This is a genomic window from Ruegeria sp. HKCCA4812, assembly GCF_013034245.1.
GTDB lineage: Bacteria > Pseudomonadota > Alphaproteobacteria > Rhodobacterales > Rhodobacteraceae > Ruegeria.
Window position 1 is genome coordinate 67,868 of the sequence record NZ_WQFQ01000008.1, and the last position, 23,638, is coordinate 91,505.

General features: G+C 57.6%; 25 protein-coding genes. 13 read left to right on the top strand and 12 right to left on the bottom strand.

The window, feature by feature from the left end; translation table 11 throughout:
- Positions 1 to 81 precede the first annotated feature (81 nt).
- Positions 82 to 1,182 carry an alpha/beta fold hydrolase gene (locus GOW04_RS18105; RefSeq protein ID WP_171233521.1) on the top strand — a complete coding sequence of 367 codons (1,101 nt, stop codon included), beginning with the start codon at positions 82 to 84 and terminating at the stop codon, positions 1,180 to 1,182.
- Positions 1,179 to 2,399, top strand: a complete 1,221-nt coding sequence (locus GOW04_RS18110; RefSeq protein ID WP_171233522.1) for an MFS transporter — start codon at positions 1,179 to 1,181, stop codon at positions 2,397 to 2,399. The genes GOW04_RS18105 and GOW04_RS18110 overlap by 4 nt, the downstream gene beginning before the upstream one ends.
- Here the strand turns inward: GOW04_RS18110 and GOW04_RS18115 are convergent.
- Genes GOW04_RS18115 through GOW04_RS18125 form a run of 3 tightly spaced genes read right to left on the bottom strand, consistent with a single transcriptional unit; the run spans position 2,396 to position 4,679 of the window.
- Positions 2,396 to 2,983, bottom strand: a complete 588-nt coding sequence (locus GOW04_RS18115) for a Smr/MutS family protein (protein ID WP_171230156.1) — start codon at positions 2,981 to 2,983, stop codon at positions 2,396 to 2,398. The genes GOW04_RS18110 and GOW04_RS18115 overlap by 4 nt on opposite strands.
- Positions 2,983 to 4,023 (bottom strand): murein transglycosylase A, encoded by a 1,041-nt coding sequence (locus GOW04_RS18120; protein ID WP_171233523.1) that lies wholly within the window; start codon positions 4,021 to 4,023, stop codon positions 2,983 to 2,985. Before GOW04_RS18120 ends, GOW04_RS18115 begins: the two co-directional genes overlap by 1 nt.
- On the bottom strand, positions 4,020 to 4,679 hold the full coding sequence (locus tag GOW04_RS18125; RefSeq protein WP_152459622.1) for a Tim44/TimA family putative adaptor protein: 660 nt from the start codon (positions 4,677 to 4,679) through the stop codon (positions 4,020 to 4,022). Before GOW04_RS18125 ends, GOW04_RS18120 begins: the two co-directional genes overlap by 4 nt.
- A 108-nt stretch (positions 4,680 to 4,787) precedes the next feature.
- Here GOW04_RS18125 and GOW04_RS18130 point away from each other — a divergent pair, with 108 nt between their 5' ends.
- Both GOW04_RS18130 and secB read left to right on the top strand, forming a co-directional pair.
- Positions 4,788 to 5,288, top strand: coding sequence for an FxsA family protein (locus tag GOW04_RS18130; RefSeq protein ID WP_152459621.1), 501 nt, complete (start codon positions 4,788 to 4,790; stop codon positions 5,286 to 5,288).
- A 54-nt stretch (positions 5,289 to 5,342) separates the two neighbouring features.
- A complete protein-coding gene (gene secB, locus GOW04_RS18135) occupies positions 5,343 to 5,843 on the top strand; it encodes a protein-export chaperone SecB (protein ID WP_152459620.1) in 501 nt (166 codons plus the stop codon).
- Between the two features lie 24 nt (positions 5,844 to 5,867).
- Here the strand turns inward: secB and dnaQ are convergent, their stop codons facing one another.
- The 4 genes from dnaQ to GOW04_RS18155 are packed head-to-tail and all read right to left on the bottom strand — an operon-like array spanning position 5,868 to position 8,602.
- Positions 5,868 to 6,590: a DNA polymerase III subunit epsilon gene (gene dnaQ, locus GOW04_RS18140; RefSeq protein ID WP_171233524.1), complete on the bottom strand. Its 723-nt coding sequence runs from the start codon at positions 6,588 to 6,590 to the stop codon at positions 5,868 to 5,870.
- Complete coding sequence (gene coaE / locus GOW04_RS18145) at positions 6,583 to 7,176, bottom strand: dephospho-CoA kinase (RefSeq protein ID WP_171233525.1); 594 nt, start codon at positions 7,174 to 7,176, stop codon at positions 6,583 to 6,585. Before coaE ends, dnaQ begins: the two co-directional genes overlap by 8 nt.
- Positions 7,173 to 8,006 (bottom strand): shikimate dehydrogenase, encoded by an 834-nt coding sequence (locus tag GOW04_RS18150; protein WP_171233526.1) that lies wholly within the window; start codon positions 8,004 to 8,006, stop codon positions 7,173 to 7,175. Before GOW04_RS18150 ends, coaE begins: the two co-directional genes overlap by 4 nt.
- Positions 8,003 to 8,602, bottom strand: coding sequence for a nucleoside triphosphate pyrophosphatase (locus GOW04_RS18155; protein ID WP_171233527.1), 600 nt, complete (start codon positions 8,600 to 8,602; stop codon positions 8,003 to 8,005). The genes GOW04_RS18150 and GOW04_RS18155 overlap by 4 nt, the downstream gene beginning before the upstream one ends.
- A gap of 404 nt (positions 8,603 to 9,006) precedes the next feature.
- Between GOW04_RS18155 and GOW04_RS18160 the strand changes: the two genes are divergently transcribed.
- The 7 genes from GOW04_RS18160 to GOW04_RS18190 all read left to right on the top strand — a co-directional run bounded on the left by GOW04_RS18160 (position 9,007) and on the right by GOW04_RS18190 (position 16,379).
- Entirely contained in the window at positions 9,007 to 9,456 is a 450-nt protein-coding gene (locus GOW04_RS18160; RefSeq protein ID WP_152459615.1) for a CopD family protein, read from the top strand.
- Between the two features lie 122 nt (positions 9,457 to 9,578).
- Positions 9,579 to 10,850, top strand: coding sequence for a transcription termination factor Rho (gene rho, locus GOW04_RS18165; protein ID WP_152459614.1), 1,272 nt, complete (start codon positions 9,579 to 9,581; stop codon positions 10,848 to 10,850).
- Positions 10,851 to 10,881: 31 nt separating this feature from the next.
- Complete coding sequence (gene mnmE, locus GOW04_RS18170; protein ID WP_171233528.1) at positions 10,882 to 12,168, top strand: tRNA uridine-5-carboxymethylaminomethyl(34) synthesis GTPase MnmE; 1,287 nt, start codon at positions 10,882 to 10,884, stop codon at positions 12,166 to 12,168.
- A gap of 12 nt (positions 12,169 to 12,180) precedes the next feature.
- A complete protein-coding gene (mnmG, locus tag GOW04_RS18175; RefSeq protein ID WP_171233529.1) occupies positions 12,181 to 14,049 on the top strand; it encodes a tRNA uridine-5-carboxymethylaminomethyl(34) synthesis enzyme MnmG in 1,869 nt (622 codons plus the stop codon).
- Positions 14,049 to 14,666 carry a 16S rRNA (guanine(527)-N(7))-methyltransferase RsmG gene (gene rsmG / locus GOW04_RS18180; RefSeq protein WP_371814421.1) on the top strand — a complete coding sequence of 206 codons (618 nt, stop codon included), beginning with the start codon at positions 14,049 to 14,051 and terminating at the stop codon, positions 14,664 to 14,666. Before mnmG ends, rsmG begins: the two co-directional genes overlap by 1 nt.
- Positions 14,659 to 15,462: a ParA family protein gene (locus GOW04_RS18185; RefSeq protein ID WP_371814419.1), complete on the top strand. Its 804-nt coding sequence runs from the start codon at positions 14,659 to 14,661 to the stop codon at positions 15,460 to 15,462. The genes rsmG and GOW04_RS18185 overlap by 8 nt, the downstream gene beginning before the upstream one ends.
- A gap of 20 nt (positions 15,463 to 15,482) precedes the next feature.
- The gene (locus tag GOW04_RS18190; protein WP_171233532.1) at positions 15,483 to 16,379 is read left to right on the top strand and encodes a ParB/RepB/Spo0J family partition protein; all 897 of its coding nucleotides are present in this window, start codon (positions 15,483 to 15,485) and stop codon (positions 16,377 to 16,379) included.
- Here GOW04_RS18190 and GOW04_RS18195 read toward each other — a convergent pair.
- The 4 genes from GOW04_RS18195 to rph are packed head-to-tail and all read right to left on the bottom strand — an operon-like array spanning position 16,369 to position 19,193.
- Complete coding sequence (locus tag GOW04_RS18195; RefSeq protein WP_152459608.1) at positions 16,369 to 16,722, bottom strand: YbaN family protein; 354 nt, start codon at positions 16,720 to 16,722, stop codon at positions 16,369 to 16,371. The genes GOW04_RS18190 and GOW04_RS18195 overlap by 11 nt on opposite strands.
- 2 nt (positions 16,723 to 16,724) lie before the next feature.
- Positions 16,725 to 17,879 (bottom strand): radical SAM family heme chaperone HemW, encoded by a 1,155-nt coding sequence (hemW, locus tag GOW04_RS18200; protein WP_171233533.1) that lies wholly within the window; start codon positions 17,877 to 17,879, stop codon positions 16,725 to 16,727.
- Entirely contained in the window at positions 17,869 to 18,483 is a 615-nt protein-coding gene (gene rdgB, locus GOW04_RS18205) for an RdgB/HAM1 family non-canonical purine NTP pyrophosphatase (RefSeq protein WP_171233534.1), read from the bottom strand. Before rdgB ends, hemW begins: the two co-directional genes overlap by 11 nt.
- Positions 18,480 to 19,193, bottom strand: a complete 714-nt coding sequence (gene rph / locus GOW04_RS18210) for a ribonuclease PH (RefSeq protein WP_171233535.1) — start codon at positions 19,191 to 19,193, stop codon at positions 18,480 to 18,482. The genes rdgB and rph overlap by 4 nt, the downstream gene beginning before the upstream one ends.
- A gap of 112 nt (positions 19,194 to 19,305) precedes the next feature.
- On the opposite strand from rph, the gene hrcA reads away from it, so the two are divergent.
- Together hrcA and GOW04_RS18220 are read left to right on the top strand one after the other, a co-directional pair.
- Entirely contained in the window at positions 19,306 to 20,370 is a 1,065-nt protein-coding gene (gene hrcA / locus GOW04_RS18215) for a heat-inducible transcriptional repressor HrcA (RefSeq protein WP_171233536.1), read from the top strand.
- Positions 20,371 to 20,380: 10 nt separating this feature from the next.
- Positions 20,381 to 20,944 (top strand): nucleotide exchange factor GrpE, encoded by a 564-nt coding sequence (locus GOW04_RS18220; protein ID WP_171116719.1) that lies wholly within the window; start codon positions 20,381 to 20,383, stop codon positions 20,942 to 20,944.
- 57 nt (positions 20,945 to 21,001) lie between these two features.
- Here the strand turns inward: GOW04_RS18220 and mutS are convergent, their stop codons facing one another.
- Entirely contained in the window at positions 21,002 to 23,614 is a 2,613-nt protein-coding gene (gene mutS / locus GOW04_RS18225; RefSeq protein ID WP_171233587.1) for a DNA mismatch repair protein MutS, read from the bottom strand.
- Between the last annotated feature and the right edge of the window lie 24 nt (positions 23,615 to 23,638).

Here is a 23,638-nt window from a genome sequence, read left to right on the forward strand (position 1 = left end):
TGCCGTTGTTTTGGTCTTGTCATGCTGGACGTCGGGCAGGAATAGGATAGCGTGTGCACGAGTCACCCCGAGGTCTGGCCCGTGCTGCGATACTTCGTCATTCTGTTCATATCCCTTTCGCTCGGCGCCTGTGTCGACCGGACGGTGTCCGAGGTCGTGCCCGGTGCCGTGAACATCGGAACACCTGAAACCATCTTCGCAAGCACGACCCGCGCGCGTGAGGCCGATGGATCCTATGGATTCCGACGCGGTGAAACGCTCAGGTTCCTGGAAACGACGGTTTCTATTCCACCCACGCATACTCCGGGTACGCTCCGCTTCTCCTACGCGAACCCGAATCCGCGGAAAGAATTCGTTCTGGCAGACGTGACCGAGTTGGATGGACCGCAGGGGCTGCGCATACACCTGCGAGGACAGGATGACGTCACTATCTTTGTGCACGGCTACAATTCGACTCAGACCGAAACGATCTTCCGCGCGGCGCAGCTAACACATGACATCGGCCTCCCCGGATCAACGCTGGTGTATTCCTGGCCCAGCCGCGCGACGGGCTATGGATACGCCTATGATCTGGACAGTATGCTGTTCGCCCGCGACGGGTTGGAACAGACCATCCGCGAACTGAAAGCCATGGGTGTCAAACGCGTTATTCTGGTCGCGCATTCCATGGGCGGTGCGTTGACGATGGAGATGATGCGGCAAACCGAATTGCAGGAACCCGGCTGGGCCAAGCGAAACATCGAAGGGGTCGTTCTGATCTCGCCTGATCTTGATCTTGATCTGTTTCGCTCGCAGATGAAACGTATCGACAACCCCCCCGATCCGTTCATCGTTATGGTATCCCAAAAGGACAAGATCCTGAACATCTCGGGCCGTTTGCGTGGCACGGATGAGGGCCAGCGGTTGGGGAACATCAGTTCGGTTGACTCGCTCGAGGAATTCCCGATCAGCGTGATCGACACGACTGCTTTCAACAGTGACGCGGCATCCTCGCATTTCGTTGCCGCGACCTCTCCGGCTTTATTGTCGATCCTCAACTCGTTGCGGCGTGTCAACAATACCTTCGGGCGGGAAGATCGACCGACCATTGATATTCTGGTGCCACCCAGCGAGCGCAATCCAGACGGGGCCACTGAAATTGTTCTGACGGAAACCGGGCAGGCACAGGTTACCACTCCGTGACGCGGTTCAAGCTGCGTCGGTATCTTCTAGACAATGCCACCTGGCTTGGCGCCGGCGTTCTTCTGACGTTTTTATCCAGCTTCGGGCAGACGTTCTTCATCTCGATCTTTGCCGGTGAAATCCGCGCGGAATTCAGCCTCGGCCACGGTGCGTGGGGTGGGCTATATACATTGGGCACAACCCTGTCGGCCATCGTGATGATCTGGGCCGGAGGGCTGACGGATATCTTTCGCGTCCGGGTGCTGGGTCCGGCGGTTCTGGCTGGGTTGGCCCTGGCCGCCCTTGCCATGGCGCTGAATACCTGGCTGCTCCTGTTGCCAGTGGTGATTTTTCTGTTGCGCCTGCTGGGTCAGGGGATGAGCACACATCTGGCCGCGGTCGCCATGGCGCGGTGGTTTACGGTCACGCGGGGCAAGGCGCTTTCCATTGCATCCATCGGCTATGCCATCGGTGAGGCCCTGCTGCCCCTGATCTTTGTTGCAGCCATGGTTTACCAGGACTGGCGTTGGCTGTGGGTGGTCGCGGCAGGGATGACTGCCTTGGGAATACCCGTTCTGATGCGGCTGTTGCGCGAGGAACGAACACCGCAAAGCCTTGCCAGCGAATCCTCTGCCATTGGGATGCAGGGTCGCCACTGGAGCCGTCGCGACGCGCTGTTTGACCCCTTGTTCTGGTTCATGGTGCCCGCCGTGCTTGCGCCATCGGCATTCATCACCGCGTTTTTCTTCCATCAGGTCTATTTCGCCGAGGTCAAAGGCTGGCAGCATATCCAACTGGTCGCTCTGTTCCCGATCTTTACCGGAGTATCACTGCTGTCGATGTTTGCTGCGGGCTGGGCATTGGACAAATGGGGCACTGCGCGCATCATGCCATTCTATCAGCTTCCGATGGCGGTTGGATTTGTGGTTCTGGGAATGACTGAATCAATCAGCGGCGCGACGATCGGGTTGGTGTTTCTTGGCCTGACGGTCGGAGCGAACAGCACGTTGCCCAGCGCGTTCTGGGCAGAATTCTATGGGACCCGGCATATCGGGGCCATCAAGGCGTTGGCTGCGGCTGTCATGGTACTGGGGTCAGCCGTCGGCCCCGGTCTGACCGGCGTTCTGATTGACCTTGGTATCCCGCTGAGCATTCAGTTTCTCTGGATTGGCCTGTTCTTCGTGCTGGTATGCAGCCTTGTTTGGGTCGGTATTTCCCGCGCCCGTCGCGACCTTTAACGCACCCGCCTGAGATACACGTAATACGCCCCGTCTCCGCCGTGGCTTATATGAGCCGGCGTGACCTGCAACACCGCCTGGGCCAGCGGTGGGATCGACAACCAGTGAGGAACCTGATTTCGCAGAACACCTCGCGGCGTCGGAATCGGACCGGGCTCGTCCCGATCCTTGCCTTTGCCGGTCACGACCAAAACCAGACGCTTACCCTGTGCTTGCGCGCTCAGGATGAATCGGATCAGCGCGGGATGGGCCGAAGCCACCCGCATACCGTGCAGATCCAGCTTGCCTTCGGGTTTCAGCTTGCCGCGCTTCATCCGGCCAAAGGCCTTGTTGTCCATCTGAACCGGTGCATTTCGCAACGCATCCGTCACCGTCGGCTTCAGGTCGTTCGGTTTCGGTTTCGACTGATGGGCCTGTCCAAGTTCGAATGCCTGAAAACGCGGTTTCGGGGTTTTCTTGGGCTTGGGTTTCGGCAAAGAAGTCGGATGGATCGTCTGCGGGATCTCGGGGTGCAGCCTCTCGGCCTGTTTGGCGACCTTGCGCCACAGCTCGATCTCTTCGCTTGTCAGTTTGCGCCGGGTCATCAGAATTCATCCGGCAGCAGGGCATAGGCACGCTGGATGGGCAGCAACAGCACCATCCGACCGGGATCCTTCAGCTTGCCCGCGGCCTGACCGGCTTCGTCCCCCGTTCCGAAAAAGATATCGGCCCGCTGCGCGCCTTTGATGGCCGCACCTGTATCCTGCGCAATCATCAGGCGGCGGATCGGTTCCTTGCCGTCTTTTTCCACCCACACCGGCGCACCCAGCGGGGTATAGGCCGGATCAGCCGCGATGCTGCGCATGGTCGTGACAGATCGGTTCATGGCGCCCAGCGGCCCAAGCTCGGGCGCGACACGTGAAACTTCGCGGAAAAACACGTATGATGGGTTGTGGAGCAGCAATTCCGCGCCGGCCTCGGGGTTCTTGCGCACCCAGGCGCGGATCATCTGCGCGCTGACCTCATGCGCGCCAAGAATGCCGCGCCGCACCAGTTCCACGCCAATTGACCTGTAGGGATGCCCGTTCGCACCGCCATACCCGACGCGCAAAGCGCCGCCATCCGGCAATCGAACGCGGCCCGAACCCTGGATTTGCAGAAAAAACAACTCTACGGGGTCATCGACCCAGGCAATCTCAAGCCCGCGGCCCTGCATGACATCACTGGTCAGGATTTCTCGCCGGCTCAGCCAGGGCCCCTCAGCGCGGGCCTCGGGCGGCATTTTGTAGATGGGGTATTTGAAACGATCCGTCCGGGTACGTGCACCATCAAGTTCGGGTTCGAAATACCCCGTGAACAGGGCATCCTCACCATCCTCGACCAGAACAGGGCGAAAAAAGAGCTCAAAGAACAACCGTGCCGCTTCGGCATCATAGGTTCTTGCCACACCGCACAGGGCCCGCCAATCGGGATCCTTCAGATCCCCGCAGGTGTTCAGAAAAACTGACAGGGCTGCACCGTGGTCATCCTCGGCCCAGCCACGCAGATCTTCGAACGACAGAATGGATCGCGTTGCCTCGGCCCCGGCAGCGCTGGCAGTGGTCATTGCACCCACCAGTAAAAGCGACCGGAGCGTGGCAATCATGCGTCCGTGGCAACAAGCAGCCAGTTCGGATCGTCCTTGCCCATCACACGGGCAAAGGTCCAGCTGTCCTTTTGGCGTTTCACGGTGTTGGGGCTGCCTTCGACGATATCGCCACCGCGATCCCGAACGACCGATGTCAGTTCACCCACGAATTTCATGGTGATCTCGGCCTGATTGGTATCCTTGTCGAATTTCACATCCGTCAGGGTCGTCTCTCGGACACCGATGAACTCGGCCTCGATCGTCAGGCCCTGATCTTCTCGTGCGGCGACGCCCGCAACGAAGGATTCAAAAACTTCTTCCGACAGGAATGGCTGGATCTCGTCCAGGTTGCCCTTCTCAAACCCCATCACGATCATTTCATAGGCACCGCGCGCACCCTGAACAAACTCGGTGACGGAAAAACCGGGTTCAACGCGTTTCATCGCCGCCAGCGTCTGTGCCAGCTCGCTGTCTTCCGGGACATGGTCTGTGATGTCATGATCCGGGCCGCCTTCGATCACTTCGAAATCGCGGCGCGACTTATGCGCTTCGGGCTGCTGCTGCACAGGTGGTTTCTCAAAACCTTCACGTGTGCCCAACACGCTCTTGAGGCGCAGGATCAGGAAAACGGCAATTCCGGCCAGGACCAGCAACTGGATCATGGGTTCGTTCATTTCATCCTCTTTTCAGAACCGCGGCTTTGTATACGCGGCCTCATGCCACTATGTAGGTGACCGTAGGTGGCAAGTCCACAGCCCGGCCTAAGGGAAAGGATAACGCAAATGTATCTGTTCTTGGCATTTTTGTTGGTGCCCATCATCGAGATCGCGCTGTTTATTCAGGTTGGCGGGTTGATCGGCTTGTGGCCAACCCTTGCCATCGTAGTGCTGACGGCGGTTTTGGGCACTGTTTTGGTGCGGACACAAGGTCGCATGGCGTTGGGAAACCTGCAACGGTCGTTTGCCGAACTGGACGACCCGACCGAGCCGCTGGCTCATGGTGCGATGATCCTGTTGTCGGGCGCTTTGTTGCTTACACCGGGATTCTTCACTGATGCCATTGGATTTGCGTTGCTTGTTCCCGGCGTGCGGGTTGCGGTTTTCAGGTATCTCAGATCGAAAGTCACCGTTACCCAGTTTCAGATGGGCCAAGGCCCCGGTTTTCAGTCTCGGGGAAATCCGTTCGATCAGGGTGACATCATAGATGGTGACTTTACCGAGGTCCGCCCAAAAAATGATCCGTCAAAGCCGTCTAAATGGGTGGAAGGCCCCCACCGGCATTGAGGTGCCGCGCCCAACTTGATAAGCAGTGGCGAATTTCATTTTTGGAGTAGATCCATGGCCGAAGAAAAAGCTGCAGAAAACACTGCGGCCAAAGCCGCCCCGCAAGTTCAGATGCGTGTTCTGGGGCAGTTCATCCGCGACATGTCCTTTGAGAACGTTATGGCCCAGAAGGGTGTTTCCGGTGACGTACAGCCCGAAATCGCGGTTCAGGTGAATCTGGATGCCAAGAAGCGCCCGGCTGACCACCAGTTCGAAGTGTCGATCAAGCTGAACCTGACATCCAAAGCCAAAGGCCTGGAAGACGTTCTGTTCCTGTGTGAACTGGACTATTGCGGCCTGTTCCACGTGGAAGGTGTGCCGGAAGACCAGCTGCACCCGTTCCTGATGATCGAATGCCCGCGGATGCTGTTCCCGTTCCTGCGCCGCATCGTCAGCGACATCACCCGTGACGGCGGTTTCCCACCGGTGAATCTGGACAATATCGATTTCGTCGCCCTGTACCGCAACGAATTGATGCGTCGTCAGGCCGAACAGTCCCAGAAGACAGACGCCTGAGGGTTTGGCCCGTGCCTGACGGGTTCAGGTGCGGGTCCATAGGGCATTTTCGCCCAGTTTTTCTATGAATGCATCATGTGCCGCGCGTTCATCCTCGGTAATACGAGACGGCAGTGGCGTTGCTCGTGGTGCCGGTCGCCAATCATCGCTGCCGCCTGCCACGGATGATGCAGATGTTGACAGTCCAAAATCGGGCTGTCGTCCTCCGATCAGCTCAAGATAAACCTCGGCCAGGATTTCAGAGTCGAGCAACGCGCCGTGCAGCACACGGTTCGAGTTGTCAATATTGAAGCGACGGCAAAGCGCATCCAGTGAGGCCGGCGAACCGGGAAACCGTTTGCGCGCAATCGCCAGCGTATCCAGCGCCTGTTCCATCGGGATGAGCGGGGCACCCATCCATTTCAGTTCGGCATTCAGGAACTTCATGTCGAAAGATGCATTGTGGATCACCAGCCGCGCATCGCCGACGAATTCGCGAAAAGCGTGACCGACCTTGGCAAAAACCGGTTTGTCTTTCAGCGTCACTTCACCCTTTTCCGGCGGACGTGGGTTTTCCAACAGGTCCGGGCCGATGCCATGCACGCCAAATGCCTCTTCCGGCATCGAACGTTCGGGGTTGATGTAGACGTGATAAGTCTCACCCGTTGCGACGTGGTTCCACAGTTCAACGGCGCCGATTTCCACGATCCGATCACCGCTTTCGGGATCGAAACCCGTGGTTTCGGTGTCGAGTACAATTTCACGCATCTGCCATCCCCGCCCGTATTTGCCTGACCACATCCTGCACCTGCGCGCGGGCGTGGTCCAGAGTGTCGGTCACGATGACGTAATCCGACCGCGCGCATTTTTCTTCATTCGGCATCTGCTTGGCGCGGATTTGCTCGAACTGCGCCTCGGTCATTGTACCACGTTCCATGACACGCCGCTTTTGCTCGTTGGCCGGGATCGAAACACAAGCCACCGCGTCCATCGCCACGTCACCGCCCGTTTCAAACAAAAGCGGAATGTCGAAGACCAGGATGTCGTTTGTCGCGGCTTCACGAAATGCTGCGCGGTCAGCAGCGACCAGAGGGTGGACGATGGCTTCGATGGCCTTCAGCGCAGCAGGATCGGCCGCAATTATCTGTTTCAGCGCCTCCCGGTTGACCGCACCGTCCTGAATGGCCGACGGAGACAATCGTTCCATGGGGCCAACGGCCGCGCCCCCCCTGGAATACAGGCGATGCACCGCCGCGTCCGCATCCCACAAGGCACAACCTTCTTCGACGAACATCTGCGCCGTTGTGCTTTTCCCCATGCCGATGGAACCGGTCAGGCCAAGCGCAAAACTCATGCCAAGGCCGCCGCATGTGCATCAGCATCAACTTCGGGGCGCACGCCGAACCAGCGTTCGAAACCGGGCACTGCCTGATGCAACAACATGCCCAGCCCATCGACTGCGGTGCATCCAGCCTGTTCAGCGGTTTGCAACAGGCGGGTTTTCAATGGCGCATAAACCAGATCCGTCACCACGGCACCGGGCTGCAACCCGTCAAGCGGAACCCGCAATTCCGGTTGGCCTTGCATGCCCAACGAAGTGGTGTTCACCACGAGTTCTGCGTTTTCGATGACATTTCCGGCCTGAACCCAATCCACCACGTGGATACGTTGACCGAATTCCTCTTTCAGATGATCCGCTCGGGCGCGGGTTCGGTTGGTCAGCAGGATTTCCGGAACACCCGCGTCAGACAATGCCTGCAACACGGCGCGCGCAGCCCCTCCGGCCCCGAATACAACAGCTGGCCCGTCCTTTGCGTTCCAGTCCGGCGCACCGGTGCGAAGATTCTCCATGAACCCGTACCCGTCAGTGTTATCCGCGTGGATCGAGCCATCTTCACGAAACACCAGAGTGTTCGCCGCACCTATCACCGTCGCACGGTCAGACGCATGATCCGCGATCTTCAAGGCGGCTTCCTTGTGGGGAACGGTCACATTGGCGCCGACAAAACCCGCCTTGGGCAGGGTGCGCAGCACAGTTTCCAGGTCGGCGGTGGCGACATCCATCGGGATGTAATGACCGGCAAGACCGTATGTCTTCAGCCAATGGCCATGCAGTTTGGGGGATCGTGAGTGACCAATGGGATGTCCAATCACACCGGCCAAAGGAACCCGATAGTCCGTCATTGATCGATTACCCCTTTGACAGCCAGAAAGTTGAGCAGCTCCAACAGGGGCATACCCAAAACGTTAAAATAGTCGCCGTCAATGGTGGCGAACAGGCGGACACCTTCTTCCTCCAGCTTGTAGCCTCCGACGGCGTAGCGGATACTGCCCCAGTTTCGCGCCACGTAATCCTTCAGATAGGCGTCGGAACTGGCCCGCATCCGCAATCGTACCTGCCCCACATGCCGCCAGACCGGCTGAGCATTCTGATAGATCACCGCTGCGGACAAAAGCATGTGACGCTTGCCACGCATGGCTTTCAGCTGAGCCAACGCCTGTTCGGGGGTTTCCGGCTTTGACATCAGCTGACCGTCAAAATCCAAAACCTGATCACATCCCAGAACCATGGCACCGGGGTTTTTGTCGCTGACTTTCCGCGCCTTCATTTCTGCGAGTGTGTCGGCAATCTCTCGTGGAGATGCGTTTTCAGCCAGCAGGGCGCGTTTGGCCGTCTCTTCATCCACGCGCGCGGTTTGAACCACAAACGGTACGCCTGCATTTTCAAGCAGCTGCGCGCGAATGGCAGACCCGGAAGCAAGAAGAATGGGGACAGACATGTGGAAAACCCCGTGTGCAAATCATTGAGAGTTCAGGGGTGCTTTGTATGGTTTTCCGGTTGACACGCAACCCCGGGGATTTCGCGCCAGAGATCCCCGAGTCGCTCAAATCCCATCCCGTCCGGACAAGGATAAGTCAGTTTCTCTGGAAAAGCCCGATATCCCAAATTCTCCTACCAGTTATCCCCAAGTGGAACAAGGAATACTGATAATAAATAATTGATTTTAAATGTTAAAAATATCCACCAACAGAATCACATGAAAAATTCCGTGTTCTGTCCACCTGGGGAAAACACTTGTGTAAAAAAGTAATCCACGGATTTTACTCACCCTACAAAATCATCATCCTTTTTCTTTTCTTATTTTTTTATTAGGGAGGGTCCCGAACAACGCCCGGAGCCGAAATGACCGATCTTCTGTTCACTTTGTACCCATGGGTGAAATCGCTCCATATCATGGCGGTGATTTCGTGGATGGCGGGCCTGTTCTATCTGCCCAGGTTGTTTGTCTATCACGTCGAAAAGGCACAGGCCGTAGAAGGCGCACAGGACATTTTCTTTGAAATGGAAGAAAAGCTGCTGCGTGTGATCATGAGACCGGCGATGATCGTTGCGTGGGTTTGTGGTTTGATCATGGTGTTCACGCCGGGCATCGTGGGGTGGGATTGGAGCTGGCCTTGGGTCAAGGGCGCTGCCGTAATCGGCATGACCTGGTTCCATCACTGGCTGATGGCGCGACGCAAGGATTTTCTGGAAGGGCGAAACATGCTCAGTGGGCGGCAGTTTCGCATGATGAACGAGGTCCCGACCGTTTTGATGGTTGCCATCGTTCTGGCGGTTGTTCTGAAGTTCTGAGGGCCTGTTTGACTCCGCCCGGCACTGCGCTTATGTAGGGATCAACACGCCCGTCCGGGCGGCGTATCTTCCATACTGAAATTCCACTTCGTGCCGCACTGTCAGCGGTGAAGGTATATATCATGACAACCGAATCCCTGAATCTTGCTGATCTGAAAGCCAAAAGCCCCAAAGACCTTCTGGCGATGGCCGAAGAGCTGGAGATCGAAAACGCCTCGACCATGCGCAAGGGCGAGATGATGTTCCAGATCCTGCGCGAACGCGCTGATGAAGGCTGGACCGTTGGTGGCGATGGCGTGCTTGAAGTGCTTCAGGACGGTTTCGGCTTCCTGCGCTCGCCCGAGGCGAACTATCTGCCCGGCCCGGATGACATCTATGTCTCACCCGAGATGATCCGCCAGCACTCATTGCGGACAGGGGATACCGTAGAAGGCGAGATCAAAGCCCCGGATGAGAATGAGCGCTATTTCGCGCTGACGAAGGTGACCAAGATCAACTTCGAAGACCCGGAAAAGGCCAAGCACAAGATCCTGTTCGACAACCTGACGCCGCTTTATCCGGATGAGCGGCTGAAGATGGAAATCGAGGATCCGACCATCAAGGACAAGTCCGCACGGGTGATCGACCTGGTCGCGCCGATCGGCAAGGGCCAGCGGTCGTTGATCGTGGCGCCGCCGCGCACCGGTAAGACGGTGATCCTGCAAAACATCGCGCATTCGATCGAACGGAACCACCCGGAATGCTACCTGATCGTCCTGCTGATCGACGAACGCCCGGAAGAAGTCACCGACATGCAGCGTTCGGTAAAGGGGGAGGTGGTATCCTCGACCTTTGATGAACCAGCGACGCGCCACGTGGCCGTGTCGGAAATGGTCATCGAAAAAGCCAAGCGTTTGGTCGAACATAAACGAGATGTTGTTATTCTTCTTGATTCGATCACAAGACTTGGTAGGGCCTTTAACACAGTGGTCCCATCCTCGGGTAAAGTTCTGACCGGTGGTGTGGACGCAAACGCCCTGCAACGGCCCAAGCGTTTCTTTGGCGCGGCCCGAAACATTGAAGAAGGTGGTTCGCTGACCATCATCGCGACCGCGCTGATTGATACCGGCAGCCGGATGGACGAGGTCATCTTTGAAGAATTCAAAGGTACAGGTAACTCGGAAATCGTTCTGGATCGCAAGATCGCGGACAAGCGTGTGTTCCCGGCCATCGACATCCTCAAATCCGGAACGCGGAAAGAGGATCTTCTGGTCGACAAGGGTGATCTGGCCAAGACCTTCGTTCTGCGGCGTATCCTCAACCCGATGGGCACGACCGACGCAATCGAGTTCTTGTTGTCCAAGTTGAAGCAGACAAAGACAAACAGCGAATTCTTCGATTCCATGAACACCTGACACTGGACTTTAACTCTAGCGAGGCCTTCGAATGGATACGATATTCGCCTTGGCCAGCGCGCAGGGCAAAGCCGGGGTGGCGGTCATCCGCCTCTCGGGTCCGGACTCCCATTCAGCAGCAGCGCGCCTGACGGGTGGTGCGCTGCCAAAGCGTGGCATGGTCCTGCGCACTCTGACCGATCATGGCGGAGCACGTTTGGACGACGGATTGGTCTTGACCTTCCAGGCTCCGGCCAGTTTTACCGGTGAGGACGTGGCCGAGCTTCAGATTCATGGAAGCACCGCCTCTGTCAACGCCGTGTTGCGTTGCCTGTCGGATACGGAAGGATTGCGCATCGCTGAACCGGGTGAGTTCACACGCCGGGCACTGGAAAACGGCAAGATGGACCTGACTCAGGTTGAAGGCTTGGCCGATCTAATTGATGCAGAAACGGAAGCACAACGGAAGCAGGCTCAGACCATTCTGGCGGGCGAGCTGGGCACATTGGCCGAACGGTGGCGTCGGGATTTGATACGGGCTGCGTCCCTGTTGGAGGCTGTCATCGATTTTGCTGATGAAGAAGTTCCAACCGATGTGACGCCGGAAGTACGCGCGCTGATCCAAGGTGTCATGTCGGACCTTCATCGTGAAGCAGATGGCGTCAAGATTGCCGAGCGAATTCGTTCAGGGTTCGAGGTTGCGATCGTGGGCCTTCCAAATGCGGGAAAATCCACCCTTTTGAATGCCTTGGCAGGCCGTGAGGCGGCCATCACTTCGGAATATGCCGGGACCACGCGTGATGTGATCGAAGTTCGCATGGATCTGGCTGGTCTACCGGTGACCTTGCTGGATACGGCGGGGTTGCGACAGACCGAAGATCATGTCGAAAACCTGGGCATCGAGCTTGCGCGCAGCAGAGCGGAGGCCGCCGATCTTCGCGTTTTCCTGTCTGAAACACCGAAGGACCTGGGGGTGGAGATGCGGGAAGATGATATACATGTTTTGCCCAAAGCAGACCTTCGGGGGATCGGGGGAAAGGGTGTGTCAGGGAAAACAGGCCAGGGAATAGATGCGTTAGTAGACGATATATCGTGTGTTCTGCGTCAGCGAACCACTACCCATGGTATTGCAACTCGGGAACGTCACCGCATTGCAATCACCAGAGCATTGGACTCACTCACATCTGCAATCTCGGTTCTGGAATCAGGCCCAGACCTGTATGATATCGCAGCAGAGGAGCTGAGAACCGCCATTCGCGCCCTTGAATCCCTGGTGGGCAGAATAGACGTGGAAACTCTGTTGGATGAAATCTTCTCCAGCTTCTGTTTGGGAAAATAAGGAGTGTTTCACGTGAAACATTCGAAGTTTGATGTCATCGTCATCGGCGCAGGTCATGCCGGAACCGAGGCCGCTCATGCATCAGCCAGAATGGGCGCTACAACGGCGTTGGTGACGCTGTCTGCAACGGACATTGGCGTCATGTCCTGCAATCCAGCGATTGGCGGTTTGGGGAAAGGCCATCTTGTGCGTGAGATCGACGCCTTGGATGGCGTCATGGGTCGCGTGGCGGATCAGGCCGGCATTCAGTTTCGATTATTGAACCGTCGAAAGGGGCCCGCCGTTCAGGGGCCGAGAGCGCAGGCGGATCGCGCCCTTTATCGTCTTGCTATGCAACAGGTAACGGAGAAGCAGGATAACCTGTCCGTCGTTGTCGGCGAGGTTGTCGATTTCCTGATGAACGGCGAAAAGGTTGCAGGTGTTGTTCTTTCCGATGGATCAGAGCTTACCGCCCGCGCCGTTATTCTGACGTCCGGTACGTTTCTAAGGGGCGTCATCCATATCGGTGACGTGTCTCGCCCAGGCGGGAGAATGGGGGATCGGCCTTCCATCAAACTAGCTGAGCGGTTGGATGGATACGATCTTCCCATGGGGCGATTGAAAACCGGCACACCGCCGCGTCTGGACGGGCGGAGCATTGATTGGTCCGATCTTGAAAGGCAGGATGGCGACGATGAACCAACCCTGTTTTCTTTCATGTCGAATTCCGTTGTCGCGCCCCAGATTTCTTGCGGAATTACGCATACAAACGCGCGAACACATGAGATCATTGCGGCGAATCTTTCGAAATCTGCCATGTATGGCGGTCACATCGATGGGGTAGGCCCGCGTTATTGCCCGTCGATCGAAGACAAGATCGTACGCTTCGCCGACAAGGAATCGCATCAAATCTTCCTTGAACCCGAAGGGGTCAACGACCACACAATCTATCCGAACGGAATATCGACATCTCTGCCCCAAGACGTTCAGCTGGACTATGTGCGGTCAATCAAAGGCTTGGAAAATGCAGAGATTCTGCAACCGGGATATGCAATCGAATACGACTATGTTGATCCGCGTGTCCTGAGCGCTTCCTTATCCTTGCCGGCTGTTCCCGGACTATATCTAGCGGGCCAGATAAATGGGACCACAGGATATGAGGAAGCCGCGGCTCAGGGCATGGTGGCGGGCCTCAATGCGGCGTTGGAGACCCAAGGGCGGGAGCCCATCCAATTTAAACGATCCGACAGTTATATTGGCGTAATGATCGATGATTTGACAACTCGAGGAGTTGCCGAACCTTACCGCATGTTCACGTCGCGAGCGGAGTTCCGGCTATCTCTGCGTGCCGACAATGCTGATCAACGGCTGACACCGCTTGGTTTGGAATTGGGCTGCGTCGGAGAAGGGCGCAAGGTTCAGTTCGAAGATAAAATGAACCAACTTGAGAGTGTGAAGTCGAAGCTAACGGAACGCACTTATACGCCCAAGGAAGTTCTCGCTGCCGGTATAAACGTTAATCAGGACGGAAACCGTAGGGATGGGATGGCAATTCTGGCATTCCCTGATACCTCGTTTGAAGATTTGTTGCCTCTCGTTCCTGATTTGCAGGACGTTGACCCAAAAATCAGGCTCCAGATCGAGCGGGACGCCTTGTATGCCAACTACATTGCCAGACAAAAGCGGGACGTCGAAGCAATGAAGCGGGATGAATCCTATGTCATACCGCATGAGTTCGATTATTTTGCCTTGGACGGCCTGTCGTCGGAGATGAAACAGAAGCTGTCGCAAGCGAAGCCCGCAAATATCGCACAGGCAAGCCGTGTCGAGGGCGTAACTCCGGCAGCGCTGACGCTCGTTCTGGCAAAACTGCGCCGGGATCAAAGAGCTCGTCAGGCATGATGGTTGAATACTCGAAGTTTGAGGATATGAATGTTTCACGTGAAACATTTGATCGCCTCGTGACCTATGTTGATCTGGTGAAGCGCTGGAATCCTAAGATCAACCTCGTGTCGAAGAACAGTTTGGAGCATATCTGGGACCGGCATATTCTGGATTCGGTGCAAGTCTATCGGTGCGCTGACAGGTTTGACACCTGGGCAGACCTGGGAAGCGGAGGCGGATTCCCCGGTATGGTCTGCGCCATCATCGCTGCGGAGGAAAACCCAGGTGCCGCATTCAATATGATCGAGAGCGACCAGCGGAAATCAGCTTTCTTGCGCAGCGTTGCGCGGGAATGCGGCATAAAATGCACAGTGATTTCAAAAAGGATTGAATCAGTTGATCCTTTGGCTGCAAACATAGTTTCCGCCCGAGCGCTGGCTGACTTGCGCACACTGTTATCCTTTTGTGACAGGCATTTACACACCAACGGGACAGCGTTGTTGCCCAAAGGCGCAAATTGGAAAAAAGAGCTGGAAAACGCACGTGAGGAATGGAATTTCGAAGCTGAGGCGATTACAAGTTTAACTGAACCTCAAGCCGTTATCCTTAAGATAAATGGAGTATCACGTGGTTGATTTGTCTCGACCTTCAGGGCCTCGGATAATTGCTGTTGCCAATCAGAAGGGTGGGGTCGGAAAAACAACCACAGCAATCAACCTTGCAGCGGGTTTGGCTGAATCCCGGTGTCGGGTCCTGGTGGTTGACCTTGACCCGCAGGGGAACGCTTCGACAGGTTTGGGTGTCGAAGATCGAGACTGGACAACTTATGATCTGATCCTTGACGACGCGCCATTGGAGGCCGTCGTTCAGGAGACGGAAATCGAAGGTCTTTTCGTTGTTCCGGCGACCGTTGATCTGAGTTCCGCCGATATTGAACTGATCTCCAACGAAAAACGCAGCTATCTTTTGCATGATGCTTTGAGGCAGCCAGCCATAGATGCGTTTGAACTGGATTTTGTGCTTATCGACTGCCCGCCGTCCTTAAACTTGCTGACCGTGAATGCAATGGTTGCGTCGCATTCGGTGCTTGTTCCGCTGCAAAGCGAGTTCTTTGCCCTTGAAGGGCTTTCACAACTGATGCTGACGATTCGAGAGGTCCGCCAAACGGCGAATCCAGATCTGAGAATCGAAGGTATTGTGTTGACCATGTATGACAACCGCAACAACTTGTCCCGTCAGGTTGAAAAGGACGCGCGTGACAATCTGGGTGAGATGGTTTTTAAAACGAAGATACCCAGAAATGTGCGGGTCAGCGAAGCGCCGTCATATGCGCTGCCTGTTTTGCAATATGACTCGGGATCGCTTGGGGCCATGGCCTACCGGCATCTTGCTCGTGAGATCTTGCACAAGAACAATAAGACCGCTGCCTGAGCGGGAACGAGGAGGGCGACATGAGCGCCAAGAAAGCAAAGTCCAGAGGTTTGGGGCGGGGGTTGTCTGCCCTTATGGCGGATGTGAATCCTGAATCAGATGGCCGGATTTCAACGGATGCGCGCAGACCGGATCTGAAAGTCCCGATTGAAAAGTTGAAAGCCAACCCCAACCAGCCGCGCCGGACATTCATGCCCGAGCAGTTGGACGAGCTGGCAGCGTCGGTCAAGGAAAAAGGTATCATTCAGCCGTTGATCGTTCGCGCGACGGGGCCCGATGAATACGAAATCGTCGCGGGGGAACGCCGTTGGCGCGCGGCGCAGATGGCGCAGCTGCATGATATCCCGGTTATTGTACGTGATTTCGATGATACGGAAGTGTTGGAAGTTGCGATTGTCGAAAACATCCAACGCGCGGATCTGAATGCGGTGGAAGAGGCCGCCGGTTACAAGCAGTTGATGGACCGATTTGGTCATACACAGGAAAAGCTTGCCGAGGCCCTGGGCAAAAGCCGCAGCCACATCGCAAATCTTTTACGGCTTCTGTCCTTGCCGCTGGATGTGCAAACCCTTGTTATTGAAGGTAAATTGTCTGCGGGGCACGCCAGGGCACTGATTACGGCGGAAAATCCGTCGGAGCTTGCGAAACAGATCGTCAAGGATGGCTTGTCGGTGCGCGCAACCGAGGCTTTGGTCAAAAAACAGCAGCAAGGCAGTGCCGAGCGTTCTGCACCCCGCTCCAGAAATCTGGATGCCGGAAAGGATGCAGACACACGTGCCTTGGAAAAAGACCTGTCCGCGATCCTGGCGATGAAAGTGTCAATCAATCACAAGGCCGGAACGGAAACGGGACAAGTTGTTCTGACCTACGAAAATCTGGATCAGCTGGACGACTTGTGCGCCAAGCTCAGCCGTTAGGACGTGACCAGATAAAGATCATGACACCGCCCAGCACAACCGCCTGAATGATCAACACGAAAAGCGGTGCTGACAGCAAAACAGAGAGTCCGAAAACGGCGGCGATCGAGACGGTTGCCGCCTTTTTTGCGGCTGGTCGAATGGCGCCGGAGCTTTGCCAATCAAGAATCAGTGGCCCAAAAAGGTTATGGGTCACAAGCCAGTTGTGCAGCCGCGAGGATGAGCGGGCGAAGAAAAACGCGGCAAGCAGAAGAAAAGGCACCGTAGGAAGAAGGGGCAGGACAACCCCAACAGCCGCCATGGCAACACAAAGCAATCCCAGTCCGGCCCAAAGATACTGCATGCTCAGTCCAACAGCTCCCGGATGACTGCGTTCAATACGGCGCGCCCTTCTGATGTGGCGATGAGGCGCCCGTTGCTGCGCCGAACCATGTTGATTTCGGTCAGATGATCTATGGTTTCAGAGGGAAGAGAGCGGCCAGACAAACTTTGCCACCTGTCCATATCTAGTCCCTCAGTAATTCTCATACCCATCATAAGGTATTCATTTGCCTGATCTTCAAGGGGCAACGCGCTGCGGTTCTTTTCACCATTGCCTTGATTGGCGGCATCAAGCCAACGCTGGGGGTTCAGATAGGTTTCGGTCGCGTATTTCCGACCATTCAGGGTAATCCTCCCATGGGCGCCGGGGCCGATGCCGACATAATCGCCGTATCGCCAGTAAATCAGGTTGTGCTGCGATTCTGCGCCGGGGCGGGCATGGTTCGAAACCTCATAGGCCGGCAAGCCATGTGCTTCGCATATTTCCTGCGTGGCCAGATACATGTCGGCGGCACTGTCATCTTCGGGCAAGCCGCGTAACTTACCGACGGCGTATCGATCCCCAAAGGCCGTCCCGTCTTCGATCGTCAATTGATAGAGCGACAGGTGGTCGATGGCCATCGATAGCGCTTGGGTCAGTTCCTCTTGCCAGGCGTCCAGTGTCTGGTGTTGGCGCGCATAGATCAGGTCAAAGCTGACCCGGTTGAAACAGTTGCGGGCGATGTCAAAGGCGGCGCGGGCCTCTGCCGCGGTGTGGATGCGGCCCAGCCGCCTCAGGTCTTCGTCATTCATTGCCTGAATGCCCATCGAAACCCGGTTCACGCCCGCATCGCGATAGGCGGCGAACCGCCCGGCCTCGACCGAACCGGGATTGGCCTCGAGGGTGATTTCCATGTCATTGGCGGGCCGCCACAGGGCGCGGGCGGTGTCGATCACGGCGGCCACGGTTTCGGGCGCCATCAGCGACGGGGTGCCGCCGCCAAAGAAGATCGTGTTCAGAACCCGATCGGGCGTTTCGGCAGCGGATCGGTGAAGCTCGGACAGATAGGAGTCAAGCCATTGTTTTTGATCAATATTTTTGGAAACATGGCTGTTGAAGTCGCAATAGGGGCATTTGGCCTCGCAAAAAGGCCAATGCACGTACAGGCCAAAGCCCCCGTTGCGCCAATCATCCGCCAAAGCAGCCTTTCACGAACATTTCCACCGCGCGACCGCGATGGCTGATCTTGTTCTTTTCCCAGCGATCCATCTCGGCAAAGGTAATGTCGTAGCCGTCGGGGACAAACATCGGGTCATAGCCGAACCCATCCTTGCCGCGGATCGGCCAGACCAGATGACCGGGCGCGACGCCTTCGAACACCTCGTCGTGCCCGTCGGGCCAGGCCAGAACCAATGTGCAGCGGAATTGGGCCGTGCGGGGATGCGGTGCGTTTTTTGCTTCAAGCTCATCATGGGCGCGGGTCATGGCCATCAGAAAATCGCGGCCATTTCCGGTTTCGGCCCAATCAGCCGTGTACACGCCCGGCGCTCCGTTCAGCGCGTCGATGGTGATCCCGGAATCGTCCGACAGGGCGGGCAGTCCGGTGGCCTGTGCGGCGGAGTGAGCCTTTATCCGGGCGTTGCCGACAAATGTGTCCTCGGTCTCTTCCGGCTCGGGCAGGTCCATCTCGGCCGCGCCCACGACCGTCACGCCAAAGGGCTCGAGCAGATGCGCCATCTCCTCAAGCTTGCCTTTGTTGTGGGTGGCGACCAGCAACCTGTCGCCGTCGAACTTGCGGGTCATGCGGTGGCGGCCTTTTGCGCGGCCGCCAGTTCGGACACGCCTTTTTCCGCCAGATCCATCAGTTGATCCATTTGGGCGCGGCTGAAGACCGAGCCTTCGGCGCTCATCTGCACTTCGATCAGTTTGCCGGATCCGGTCATGATGAAGTTGCCATCTACGCCCGCTTCGCTGTCTTCGGGGTAATCAAGGTCCAGCACCGGCTGACCTGCATAAATGCCACAGGACACGGCCGCGACCGGATCAACCAGCGGGTCCGAGATCACGTCGCCGGTCTTCATCAGCTTGTTCACCGCCAGCCGCAGCGCGACCCAGCCGCCGGTGATTGACGCGCAGCGGGTGCCGCCATCGGCCTGGATCACATCACAGTCCACGGTGATCTGACGCTCGCCCAGAGCAACCCGATCGACGCCGGCGCGCAGGGCGCGGCCGATCAGGCGCTGGATTTCGACCGTGCGGCCCCCTTGTTTGCCCGCGGCCGCCTCGCGCCGCATCCGCGTATTGGTGGCACGGGGCAGCATGCCGTATTCGGCTGTGACCCATCCCAGGCCCGAGCCCTTGATAAACGGCGGCACGCGATCTTCGATCGTAGCGGTGCACAGAACATGCGTGTCGCCCATTTTGATCAGGCAGGAACCTTCGGCATGTTTCGTGACTCCCGTCTCGATTGAAACGGCGCGCATTTCACTTAAATCTCTTCCAGAGGGTCGCATCGGAATTCCTTTGTTTGCTGGGTTGGGGATAACGCCCCGCAGCGTTACGATGCAACCCCGATTGACCTTTCATTTGCCTGCTATTTAATGACAAACGAGCAGGGGAACACGGATGAGCGAAGCGAGCAAGATTCTGGACGAGATGAACGACCGGTCACGCGAAGTGTTCCGGCTGATTGTCGAGAGCTATCTGGAAAGCGGAGAGCCCGTCGGCAGCCGTACTTTGACGCGTACGTTGTCAGAAAAAGTCAGCGCTGCAACTGTCCGCAATGTGATGCAGGATCTGGAATTTCTGGGCCTTCTGGATAGCCCCCATGTCAGCGCCGGCCGAATCCCGACGCAGCAAGGCCTGCGAATGTTTGTGGACGGATTGCTTGAGGTCGGCGACCTGGGTGCCGATGACCGGCAGAAACTGGAGCAGACTTTAGGCTCTAACACGGGTGATGTTGGTGGAATGCTGGACCGTGTCGGCTCTGCCTTGTCACACGTGACACAAGGGGCCTCGCTGGTTCTGACGCCCAAGCATGAATCGGAAATCAAACATATCGAATTTGTTTCTCTGGGCCATGATCGGGCTTTGGTGGTTTTGGTTTTCTCGGACGGACATGTGGAAAACCGGCTGTTCGCGCCGCCACCTGGGCAAACGCCAAGTTCCATGCGCGAGGCCGCGAATTTCCTGAACGCACTTATCGAGGGGCGGACACTCAGCGAAGTGCGGCGGCAAATGCAGACGCAGATCGATGCGCGCAAGCAGGAAATCGACACTCTGGCCCGTGAGATGGTCGAAAGCGGAATGGCCGTTTGGGACGGAGACGGAAGCGACTCGGCCCGTTTGATCGTGCGCGGGCGCGCGAATCTGTTGAACGAACCCGGTCAGGCCGAAGAACTTGACCGCATCCGCACCCTGTTCGATGACCTTGAGCGCAAGCGAGACATCGCCGAATTCCTTGAATTGACCGAAGAAGGCGAGGGTGTGCGCATTTTTATCGGGTCTGAGAACAAACTTTTCTCACTTTCGGGTTCCTCTTTGGTGGTGTCTCCTTATATGAACGCTGATCGAAAGATAATCGGTGCGGTGGGGGTTATCGGACCCACACGTCTGAATTATGGGCGGATCGTACCGATCGTGGATTATACGGCGCAACTGGTCGGCAAGCTGATTTCCGACCGGAGCTAGAGGGTAAAAGATGGCAGAGCCGAAGAACGAAGATTTTCTGGACGATATCGCAACCGCCGAGGCCGAAGAGCTGGCCGAAGAGCTGATGGATATCAGCGAAGAAGAACTGGAACTGGACGCGCTGCGGGCCGAACGGGATGACTATAAAGACAAGTTCATGCGCGCGCTGGCGGATGCCGAAAACATGCGCAAGCGCAGCGACAAGGCGCGCCGCGATGCGGAACAGTATGGCGGGTCCAAGCTGGCCCGCGATATGCTGCCCGTCTATGACAACATGAAGCGCGCCCTTGAAGCTGCGACGGATGAGCAGAAAGAAGTGGCTGCTGGTTTGCTGGAAGGCGTCGAATTGACCATGCGCGCTTTGAAGGACGTGTTCCAGAAGCACGGAATCGAAGTGATCACACCCGAAGTGGGCGACCGGTTTGATCCGAACGTGCATGAGGCCATGTTCGAGGCACCTGTTCCCGGAACCAAGGCAGGAGACATCATTCAGGTGTCCGCCGAAGGGTTCATGTTGCACGATCGTCTGCTGCGCCCGGCACAGGTGGGCGTGTCGTCAACCCCGGCAAGCTGATACGCGCCCAAGGGCACGGCCTTCGGCGAGAGTATTTGGGAAAAGATGAAGGGGCGGTCAGGATCTGGCCGCCTCTTTCAGTTTGTAGATCAGATCGAGGGCTTCGCGCGGGGTCAGGTCGTCCGGCAGGATCTGGTCCAGCATATCGGTGACGGGCGACGCCTTCGGGACCGGCGGCGGGGGTGGTGCGGCGGAAAACAGCGGCAGATCGTCGATCAGCGCCTTCTGCTTGCCGCCCTCACGTTCCGTTTTCTCCAACTGGTCCAGAACCACGCGGGCGCGTTCGACCACGGATGCGGGCAGCCCGGCCAATTGCGCGACCTGCACGCCATAGGAGCGGTCGGCGGCGCCCTTGTGGACCTCGTGCAGGAATATCACCTCGCCGTCCCATTCCTTGACCGCGACGGTGGCGTTTTCGACGCCCTCCAGCTTGCCGGCCAGCGCGGTCAGCTCGTGGTAATGCGTGGCAAACAGCGCGCGGCAGCGGTTGGCGACGTGCAGATGTTCCAGCGTGGCCCAGGCGATGGACAGGCCGTCATAGGTGGCGGTGCCACGCCCGATTTCGTCGAGGATCACCAGCGCCCGGTCATCGGCCTGGTTGAGGATGGCCGCGGTTTCCACCATCTCGACCATGAATGTCGACCGGCCCCTTGCCAAATCGTCAGAGGCGCCCACGCGGCTGAAAAGCTGGCTGACCACGCCGATATGAGCTTGCTCGGCCGGGACGTAGCTGCCCATCTGGGCCAACAGGGCGATTAGCGCATTCTGGCGCAGGAAGGTCGACTTACCGGCCATGTTCGGACCGGTCAGCAGCCAGATGGCGGCGCCGTCCTCGGCGCTGAGGTCGCAGTCATTGGCGATGAAGGCATCACCGGACTGCTGGCGCAGCGCGTGCTCTACCACCGGATGCCGACCGCCCTGAACACTGAACGCCCGGGAGGCGTCTACCTGTGGTCTGCACCAGTTTTCTCCGCGGGCCAGATCTGCCAGCGCGGTGGTCTGATCCAGTTCGGCCAGCCCTCGGGCGGCTTGATTAAGTCGCGCAGCGAAGCTCAAAATCTCATCAGAAAGCCTTTGATAGAGCCTTTTTTCGATCTCAAGAGCCAGGTTGCCGGCGTTCAGGATGCGGGTTTCGATCTCGCTGAGCTCAACCGTGGTGAACCGCACCTGGTTGGCGGTGGTCTGGCGGTGGATATAGGTCTCGCTGAAGGGCGGGTTCAGCATCTTTTCGGCATGGGTGGCCGTGGTTTCGATGAAATAGCCCAGCACGTTGTTGTGCTTAATTTTCAGCGAGGCGATGCCGGTGTGTTCGGCGTATTTCTGCTGAAACCCGGCAATGACCGAGCGGCCTTCGTCCCGCAGGGTGCGGGCCTCGTCCAGTTCGGCGTCAAAGCCCGGCGCGATGAAGCCGCCATCGCGCGCCAGCAGCGGCGGGTCGGCGACCAGCGCCTGATCCAGCAGGTCGAGCAGATCGTCGAATCCCACAAGGTTCTGCACCGCAGTCGCCAGCAGCACCGGCAGGTCTTGACCTTCGCAAATCCCGGCGATCGCTGCGGCTTGGGTCAGCCCGTTGCGGATGGCGGCCAAGTCGCGCGGGCCGCCTCGGTCCAGCGACAGGCGCGACAAGGCGCGGTCCAGATCGGGCGTCTTGCGGAGCGCCTCGCGCAGATCGGCGGTGATCAGGCTGTCCTGGGCGGCAAAATCGACCGCGTCCAGCCGCGCGTGGATGACATCCAGATTGCGCGAGGGGCTGGACAGGCGTTGTTCCAGCAGGCGCGCACCGCCCGGGGTTACGGTCCGGTCCACCACCGACAGCAGCGATCCGGCCCGCCCGCCCGACAAAGATCGTGTCAGTTCAAGGTTGCGGCGGGTGGCCGCGTCGATCTGCACGACGCGATCTTCGGATTCTTTCAGCGGCGTTTGCAACAGGGGCAATTTGCCCTTCTGTGTGATCTCCAGATAATCGATCAGCGCGCCCATCGCGGACACTTCGGCGCGTCCAAAGCTTCCGAACGCGTCCAGCGCGCCCACGTGAAACAACCCGCAGATGCGTTTTTCAGCCGCCGTGCTGTCAAAACTCGCCCGTCCGACAGGGGTGAGAGAAATACCCAAATCGCGGACCGGCTCATTCAGTTTTTCCTGCACGTTGTCTGCCACGATCAGTTCCGACGGGGCCAGCCGGGCCAGCTCGGGGCTCAGCCGGACCGAGGTCAGCGGCATCACGTGAAACGCCCCGGTCGATATGTCCGCCCAGGCCAGCGCGGCCTCGTCGCGCACCTCGGCATAGGCGGCCAGAAAGTTGTGGCGGCGCGCCTCCAGCAGAGCGTCCTCGGTCAGGGTGCCGGGGGTGACAAGGCGCACCACATCGCGCTTTACCACCGATTTAGAGCCTCTTTTCTTGGCCTCGGCCGGGCTTTCCATCTGTTCGCAGACGGCGACGCGAAAGCCCTTGCGGATCAACGTCAGCAGATAGCCTTCGGCCGAATGCACCGGCACGCCGCACATCGGAATATCTTCGCCATTGTGTTTGCCGCGTTTGGTCAGGGCGATGTCCAGTGCCTCGGCGGCGTTCACGGCGTCTTCAAAGAACATCTCGTAGAAATCGCCCATGCGGTAAAACAGCAAGGCATCCGCGTGGGCCTCTTTGATTTCCAGATATTGCGCCATCATCGGCGTGACGTTGGACAAGGCTGC

Excerpts from the sequence above, each read along its gene's own strand:
- GOW04_RS18115 (WP_171230156.1), bottom strand. The coding sequence starts at position 2,983 with ATGACCCGGCGCAAACTGACAAGCGAAGAGATCGAGCTGTGGCGCAAG.
- GOW04_RS18120 (WP_171233523.1), bottom strand. The coding sequence starts at position 4,023 with ATGATTGCCACGCTCCGGTCGCTTTTACTGGTGGGTGCAATGACCACT.
- GOW04_RS18125 (WP_152459622.1), bottom strand. The coding sequence starts at position 4,679 with ATGAACGAACCCATGATCCAGTTGCTGGTCCTGGCCGGAATTGCCGTT.
- GOW04_RS18130 (WP_152459621.1), top strand. The coding sequence starts at position 4,788 with ATGTATCTGTTCTTGGCATTTTTGTTGGTGCCCATCATCGAGATCGCG.
- secB (WP_152459620.1), top strand. The coding sequence starts at position 5,343 with ATGGCCGAAGAAAAAGCTGCAGAAAACACTGCGGCCAAAGCCGCCCCG.
- dnaQ (WP_171233524.1), bottom strand. The coding sequence starts at position 6,590 with ATGCGTGAAATTGTACTCGACACCGAAACCACGGGTTTCGATCCCGAA.
- coaE (WP_171233525.1), bottom strand. The coding sequence starts at position 7,176 with ATGAGTTTTGCGCTTGGCCTGACCGGTTCCATCGGCATGGGGAAAAGC.
- GOW04_RS18150 (WP_171233526.1), bottom strand. The coding sequence starts at position 8,006 with ATGACGGACTATCGGGTTCCTTTGGCCGGTGTGATTGGACATCCCATT.
- GOW04_RS18155 (WP_171233527.1), bottom strand. The coding sequence starts at position 8,602 with ATGTCTGTCCCCATTCTTCTTGCTTCCGGGTCTGCCATTCGCGCGCAG.
- GOW04_RS18160 (WP_152459615.1), top strand. The coding sequence starts at position 9,007 with ATGACCGATCTTCTGTTCACTTTGTACCCATGGGTGAAATCGCTCCAT.
- rho (WP_152459614.1), top strand. The coding sequence starts at position 9,579 with ATGACAACCGAATCCCTGAATCTTGCTGATCTGAAAGCCAAAAGCCCC.
- mnmE (WP_171233528.1), top strand. The coding sequence starts at position 10,882 with ATGGATACGATATTCGCCTTGGCCAGCGCGCAGGGCAAAGCCGGGGTG.
- rsmG (WP_371814421.1), top strand. The coding sequence starts at position 14,049 with ATGGTTGAATACTCGAAGTTTGAGGATATGAATGTTTCACGTGAAACA.
- GOW04_RS18190 (WP_171233532.1), top strand. The coding sequence starts at position 15,483 with ATGAGCGCCAAGAAAGCAAAGTCCAGAGGTTTGGGGCGGGGGTTGTCT.
- GOW04_RS18195 (WP_152459608.1), bottom strand. The coding sequence starts at position 16,722 with ATGCAGTATCTTTGGGCCGGACTGGGATTGCTTTGTGTTGCCATGGCG.
- rdgB (WP_171233534.1), bottom strand. The coding sequence starts at position 18,483 with ATGACCCGCAAGTTCGACGGCGACAGGTTGCTGGTCGCCACCCACAAC.
- rph (WP_171233535.1), bottom strand. The coding sequence starts at position 19,193 with ATGCGACCCTCTGGAAGAGATTTAAGTGAAATGCGCGCCGTTTCAATC.
- hrcA (WP_171233536.1), top strand. The coding sequence starts at position 19,306 with ATGAGCGAAGCGAGCAAGATTCTGGACGAGATGAACGACCGGTCACGC.
- GOW04_RS18220 (WP_171116719.1), top strand. The coding sequence starts at position 20,381 with ATGGCAGAGCCGAAGAACGAAGATTTTCTGGACGATATCGCAACCGCC.
- mutS (WP_171233587.1), bottom strand. The coding sequence starts at position 23,614 with ATGATGGCGCAATATCTGGAAATCAAAGAGGCCCACGCGGATGCCTTG.